Genomic DNA, 6,147 nt, shown 5'->3' with positions numbered 1-6,147 from the left:
CCAAACAACGATTTAGCCGTTCATAATGGGGAATTTCATTTCGTTGAAATTGGGGAAATTTGAATCGTTGTTGACAATATCAGTTCTTTTTGTTAATAAGCCTAAAACACGAGTAAATTCTAATGCATTTTTATCAAAGCTATTTAAACTTTTTGCTCCGTCATAAAAGCGATTCCCTCCATAAATACTACTATTTAATATGTATTTATTATTTAACATAGGGGCTACTACTTTCTTAATTAATGTTCCGACTAAAACATTATGTTCTCTAGCTAACCTAATAATATAACTTGTTATGCTCTCACACATTTCTTTACCAACTGCTTTGGGTTTAACATTATATAGCACACTAAGGTTATCATTGGGGAATTTCAGCATTTTATTAATCACCACATTAATAGAAATAGTCTTACTATTGTAATCAATTTCCCGCAAGATTAAACACTACTTTTAAGTGCAATACTCTCCTCTCTATAAATGAACAAGACTCTTTAAATTATGAAAATTTCTATTTGGAATTCAAATTTATTAGTACCTACTATATTCCCACAAAACCGCAACAAAAAAAGGATCTTTCTTTGTATCGAAAGATCCTCTGCATTAAATATAAACTTTTTTATTAATTTATAACCGGCTTTACATATGTAACTTAAACTAATAGAAACAACAATAGTCCAAAGCTCACCTGCTAGAAATAACATAATAAACATTACCTACAAGATGTTGTAATAAAAACTTACCATTTAAATCTAAAAATTGTTCTTCAGATATTAAAAAGACTTTCCTTTTACTGTTACTACCAGAAGTGTTGGTAATTTCAGCTTCAAACACTGTCCTACCTGTAACAAAAAATAAAGGGTTTGTACTAATTGAATCTGTTTTCACATAAATAAGAATGATAATTGCTAATATTAATAAGCCACCCGATAAGTTAGTAACCGACTTTACATCTAGAGAAAAAAGAGGTAGGAGCATTGTTATTAAAAAGAATGAATAATGCTCTGCCCTCGGTTTAGCATAACTTTTTATATATACTTCACTAGGACTACTAGTTGAATTTTTCACTTTTTTCAAACCTATTCTCATTATTATAATCCCTAAACTCGAACCAAAAACTACTATAATAATTGCATAGGTTAATTCTGTAATCGTCCCTGAAGTATTAGGGAGTTTTCCCCATACCTTGTGTAAAGAATTTGGGATATACTTATTTTCTAATGCAAATTTCAACAAAAACATTCCAATTAAAGGTAAATAAGCTAGTATCCATAGGAGAAATTGTTCTTTTTTTGACCACATATGGCACATCCTCCTAATCTATAATCAACAATTTATTCGTAAGCAAGAGCAACCTTAAATTCATCTGTTAAGAATGAACGTACAATCTTATCTGCAAAGAAATGGATTAATGTTGTCGGTTTTTGTTCCTCATTATAAACTATCTTTTGATTATTCAAATCAATGAAATCATACAATGGCCATATCTCTTTAAACTGTTCTTGCATCGCTTGTTTTTCCGATTCCTCACTCAAATCATCAAATTTTTGTTTTATTTGCTTTAAATCTTCACATCTATCTTCAAAATTTTCTTCTAATGCCGCAAGAGTAATTGGGGATATCTGCGCTAAAGATCTTGAATAAATATACTTCTTGCATTGATTCATAAATTGTTCTTTATTAGAATCTACACCTTGGAATAACCCTAAAGAAGTAATAGTGTTAAGGTTTTCATCCCTTTGGATATTAATATGATCACTATAATCAAAAGTATATTCAAAGTGTCTTAAATTATTAATATAGATCTTTTCCCCAACAACAAAAAAGTCAATAGCCCCTCCTAATTCTAAATCAGGACTTTCCTTAATATTCCATTCATTAGAACTGAAAATAGCAAATTTTTTCTTTTGACTAGCTTTTTTAGGTGCTCGATAAAAAGCAAAATAAAATACCTCTTCTTCAAATAAAACCTTAATATATTGAAAATTTGATTGCTTCCAATCTAATAATTCTTGACGATTCAAGGACTCGCTTAAGTCATTAAATCTGGATACTAAAGGTTCGACATTTTGCACATGGAATTTTGCTAAAGTAGCATTTTTTTGAATTTCAAAGTTATATTCACTAATTAAAAATTGATTGTGTTCTCCTCTAAAAAGTTTCAACTGTGAAACAATATGTTTTATTAGCCATAAACGTAATTCTTCAGCTAATGCTAATTGCTGAGCATGGTAATAATTATCTGCATTTTTTTGCTTTTTTACAGCATAAAAAGATATTTGTAAATTGTTTTGATTTATGCATTCCTTCAATTGTTCAGATGTTAAATTTATTAATTTATTAATTTATTAATAGGATGTTCAGCTACATTAATCTCCATATTTACCACCTTTAAAATTTTATTACTTCAAAAAGAAATAAATATCCTTTTTTCTTCCATTTAATTATTTTATAACAAATCAGAATATTTTACATTAAAATTTAATTTCCTTGACCATCATCCACATGTATAGAAAAAACAATGATCATTCGACCATTGTTTTTTTATTTAAATAAACATCTCTTGCAATAAACCTTGTTTCTGTTTTTTTAATAACACCAATTTTTCTTCTTCACGTTTAATTTTCTCATCGATTCTCAAGAAGAAATTAGAAATTTTCTGTTGCTCTTCAGTTGCACTAGGTAGGAATAATGATTTTGAAACAAATGTTTTATTATTGATGTTAATTGTATTTTTCGCACCCTTGTTCACAATAGAATGCAAATAATTATTCAAGTTTATCGGAAATGAAAAATATGAATGTAACAGATAGCCTAAATGATAATTCAAGGGCTCATAAACACCATATAACGGTGAAACAATTACATCCTTATTTAATTGACTTTGCTTTACAATTCCATAAGGAAATTCACCAGTTGGACTTTTTGTGTAGATTATGTCTCCTAATTTCACAACCTTGTACTTTGAAATATCTTTTGCAGCAAATACTCTCCCCAAGTGTTCAATTTGATTCACTACACCAGCCCTCACAGCCACTGAATGAACTTCTAACGAACGATCTTTACATTTTTCTTTTCTTTCATTTAAGACTTCACTCAATTTATATTCTTTCCAATCAGGAAAGTTATTGCCTTCATCATCTTTAAATCGCAGCTCTAGACTAAAGATTTTCCGCACCATCTCTTTTTTATAAAGTTGAAGTGCTTCAACTTTATCTTGCTGTTTTTCAATTCGACTATCGAATAAACTAAAGAATGTAGCAACTTTTTGTTGTTCCTCAAGCGGAGGTATATTTATTTCTAAACGTTCAAATTCTTTTTGACCTAAAGTTTTATTTCTTCCGGCCCCCCCCCGGAGATGCTAGTCCTAATAAATACTTCCCTTTATTTGTCTTAAAAAATAAAATTATATAGTTAATATTAACTAGTTCCGGAATAGGCTTGTACATCGGAAAACGGTGTGATGCAATATATCCTTTTTCCATTTCAGTTGTACAAGCAACAGCCCCTTCCCAGGCAAAAACAATATTTAAAATCAAACAATTGGGTTCCAACCAAAATACTGACTTATTTCCTAACTCTTTTCCTAACACAGGTTCTTTATAAAAAATCCCTTTTCCGTGAGACCGAATGCCAATTTCCCTATATTGCTCATCCGTTTTAACCGAAACTGGATTTTTCACCTTAATCAATATATCACTAATCTTAAATAGCTTACTTTTCAAATGATTGTCTTTGAATTCTTTGAATCTACGGCTAGGTAACATTTTATACCTCCAACTCTTTAAAGTACTTTGCCAGTTCTTTATCAATCTGGACAATTTCTTGATCAATTTCATGGAGGCGTTTTTGTACTGCTTGAATATTAATCTGTTCTTCTTCTTCAAATGTATCTACGTAACGAGGAATGTTTAAATTATAGTCATTTGCTTTGATTTCCTCAAGAGTTGCAACATACGAATACTTATCAATTGTTTCTCGTTTAATATAAGCATTCGCAATTTTTTCTACATCCTCATCCCGTAGTAGATTTTGATTTTTGCCTTTCTCATAATCGTTGGAAGCATCTATAAATAGAATATTGTCATTCGCTTCACGACATTTCTTATATACAAGAATGCATGTAGGAATAGCAGTACCAAAGAATATATTTGCTGGCAATCCAATTATGGCATCCAAATAATTTTTTTCTTCAATTAAATATTTACGAATAATCCCCTCAGCCGCTCCACGGAATAAGACACCATGTGGTAAAACCACAGCCATAGTACCATTATCATCTAATTGATGAATCATATGTTGAATGAAAGCGTAGTCTGCTTTTGATTTTGGTGCAAGTTTACCATATGCACTAAAACGCTCATCATCCATAAACTTAACATCAGCACTCCATTTTGCACTATACGGAGGGTTAGCAACCACAGCTTCAAAACGCAAATCTGTATGGTATGGTTCTGTAAGTGCATTGGCATTCTTGATATCAAATTTTTGGTATGATACATCATGGAGCAACATATTCATACGTGCTAAATTATAAGTAGTTGCTGTTAATTCCTGACCATAAAATTTACGTACATTTGCTTCTTTACCAACCCGTAAAAGAAGTGACCCAGAACCACAAGTTGGGTCATAGACGCTTTTCAAATCTGCTTTTCCAACCGTTACGATTTTCGCTAAGATTTTTGATACTTGCTGTGGTGTATAGAATTCCCCTGCTTTTTTCCCCGCACTTGCTGCAAACTGTGAAATCATATATTCATATGCATCACCAAGTACATCGATTTCTACATCATCATGAAGAAATGGAATACCATTAATATTAACCATAATTTTAGCAATAAGTCTTGAACGTGATTTCACATCACGCCCCAGTTTGGAAGACGCTAAATCCATATCATCAAATAAGTTTTGGAAATCCTCTTGACTATCCGCACCAAGTGTTGATTCTGTTACAGCATTAATAGCCTTTTGAAGCATTTCGGTATCAAATATTCCCTGATCTCCCTTACCAATCTCTTTAATCATGTTAGAGAATAAATACTTAGGTTCAATTACATACCCAATTTGTTGGATTAGTTCTTCTGCTAATGCTTCTTGCATTTCTTTATCTTTCCATGCGTCTTCAAAAGATAAATTATCTTCCTCTAATAACTTCGATACACGTGTCTCTGTTTTTTCAGAAAGATAACGATAAAAAATTAAACTAAGAATATAGTTTTTAAATTCATATGCTTCCATTTGACCACGCAGGTCGTTTGCCATATTCCATAATTTTTTATGTAATTCTGCTTGTTGCTGGCGTTGTTTTTCAGTTGATGTCATTTGTTTTCCTCCTGGAAATAGCTTAATGATAAGTGCTTTACCAATTGTTCTTCTAATTGCAACCTCTCGCTCACTAAACGTTTCTTTCGATCAAGAATCTGATTCATGCTACCAATAGCTTTTTGTTGATCTATCGTGGGCAATTTGAGTTGTAAGGATCTAAGCATCTGAATGGAAAGTGCTGCTACTGTAGTTCCCTGTGTAGCAATCCGTAACTGCTTTCTACAAAAAGGGTGTTCATTTAGATACCATTCCAAATAGGTTGTATTTACATTCCCTTTTGGTTCAATAATGGCAAAATTAGATGGAACTAGCCTTCCAATATGCTCTGGACGTACGTAGACAGCCCTATGTCCAGTCAAATTAACTAACACCATATTTTCTCTTGTAATAGGTAAATCACGGACCTTCTCTTTTAATACATGAACTTCCTGTAGTTTTTCAATACGTCCATGATATTCAACTCCCAGACTTTCATTCATCTCTTTCATTGTATATATAGACAACTTTTCTGCCTCAGGTGATGAAATTGTTTGTACTCTGGATAGAAAAACTCCTTGCGAGACAGTTGCACAATGTTCTAATAACAATTGATCACCTCTATTCTTTTGCTATTTTTAAAAATATCATTAAAAACGAGTGATTTAAGCATAATAAAAAATAGCAGAAAAGGCAAGTTATTTCTGCTATTTTTTAAAATATCATTTATGAGAAACGCTTTGTATGTTCAGAAATAAAAGAGATAATGTGTTGTAAAATGTACCCTATAGAATAGACACTTAAAAAAAAGTCTATTCTATAGGGTCTTTCTTGTATAATGAGAGAAAA

The 6,147-nt window shown here is 31.3% G+C and carries 7 protein-coding genes; all 7 read right to left on the bottom strand.

Going from position 1 to position 6,147, the window contains the following annotated elements; genetic code table 11:
• Window positions 1-12 precede the first annotated feature (12 nt).
• Window positions 13-435 (bottom strand): hypothetical protein, encoded by a 423-nt coding sequence (locus PDQ33_RS27930; RefSeq protein WP_270757039.1) that lies wholly within the window; start codon window positions 433-435, stop codon window positions 13-15.
• Between the two features lie 246 nt (window positions 436-681).
• A complete protein-coding gene (locus tag PDQ33_RS27925) occupies window positions 682-1,299 on the bottom strand; it encodes a hypothetical protein (RefSeq protein ID WP_061536027.1) in 618 nt (205 codons plus the stop codon).
• A 32-nt stretch (window positions 1,300-1,331) separates the two neighbouring features.
• Window positions 1,332-2,309 (bottom strand): Kiwa anti-phage protein KwaB-like domain-containing protein, encoded by a 978-nt coding sequence (locus PDQ33_RS27920; RefSeq protein WP_270757040.1) that lies wholly within the window; start codon window positions 2,307-2,309, stop codon window positions 1,332-1,334.
• A gap of 236 nt (window positions 2,310-2,545) precedes the next feature.
• Window positions 2,546-3,175 carry a restriction endonuclease subunit S gene (locus PDQ33_RS27915; RefSeq protein ID WP_270757042.1) on the bottom strand — a complete coding sequence of 210 codons (630 nt, stop codon included), beginning with the start codon at window positions 3,173-3,175 and terminating at the stop codon, window positions 2,546-2,548.
• A 154-nt stretch (window positions 3,176-3,329) separates the two neighbouring features.
• Entirely contained in the window at window positions 3,330-3,764 is a 435-nt protein-coding gene (locus tag PDQ33_RS27910; RefSeq protein WP_270757043.1) for a hypothetical protein, read from the bottom strand.
• 1 nt (window position 3,765) lies between these two features.
• Complete coding sequence (locus PDQ33_RS27905; RefSeq protein ID WP_270394041.1) at window positions 3,766-5,319, bottom strand: type I restriction-modification system subunit M; 1,554 nt, start codon at window positions 5,317-5,319, stop codon at window positions 3,766-3,768.
• Complete coding sequence (locus PDQ33_RS27900; protein ID WP_061536023.1) at window positions 5,316-5,909, bottom strand: restriction endonuclease subunit S; 594 nt, start codon at window positions 5,907-5,909, stop codon at window positions 5,316-5,318. Before PDQ33_RS27900 ends, PDQ33_RS27905 begins: the two co-directional genes overlap by 4 nt.
• Window positions 5,910-6,147 lie beyond the last annotated feature (238 nt).

Origin of the sequence: Bacillus cereus group sp. Bc031 (assembly GCF_027716265.1) — a bacterium.
GTDB lineage: Bacteria > Bacillota > Bacilli > Bacillales > Bacillaceae_G > Bacillus_A > Bacillus_A paranthracis.
This window is presented reverse-complemented; position numbering and strand designations above follow the sequence as displayed.

What these genes read in the sequence shown, in the direction of transcription:
- PDQ33_RS27925 (WP_061536027.1), bottom strand. Translation starts at nt 1,299, where the DNA reads ATGTGGTCAAAAAAAGAACAATTTCTCCTATGGATACTAGCTTATTTA.
- PDQ33_RS27910 (WP_270757043.1), bottom strand. Translation starts at nt 3,764, where the DNA reads ATGTTACCTAGCCGTAGATTCAAAGAATTCAAAGACAATCATTTGAAA.
- PDQ33_RS27905 (WP_270394041.1), bottom strand. Translation starts at nt 5,319, where the DNA reads ATGACATCAACTGAAAAACAACGCCAGCAACAAGCAGAATTACATAAA.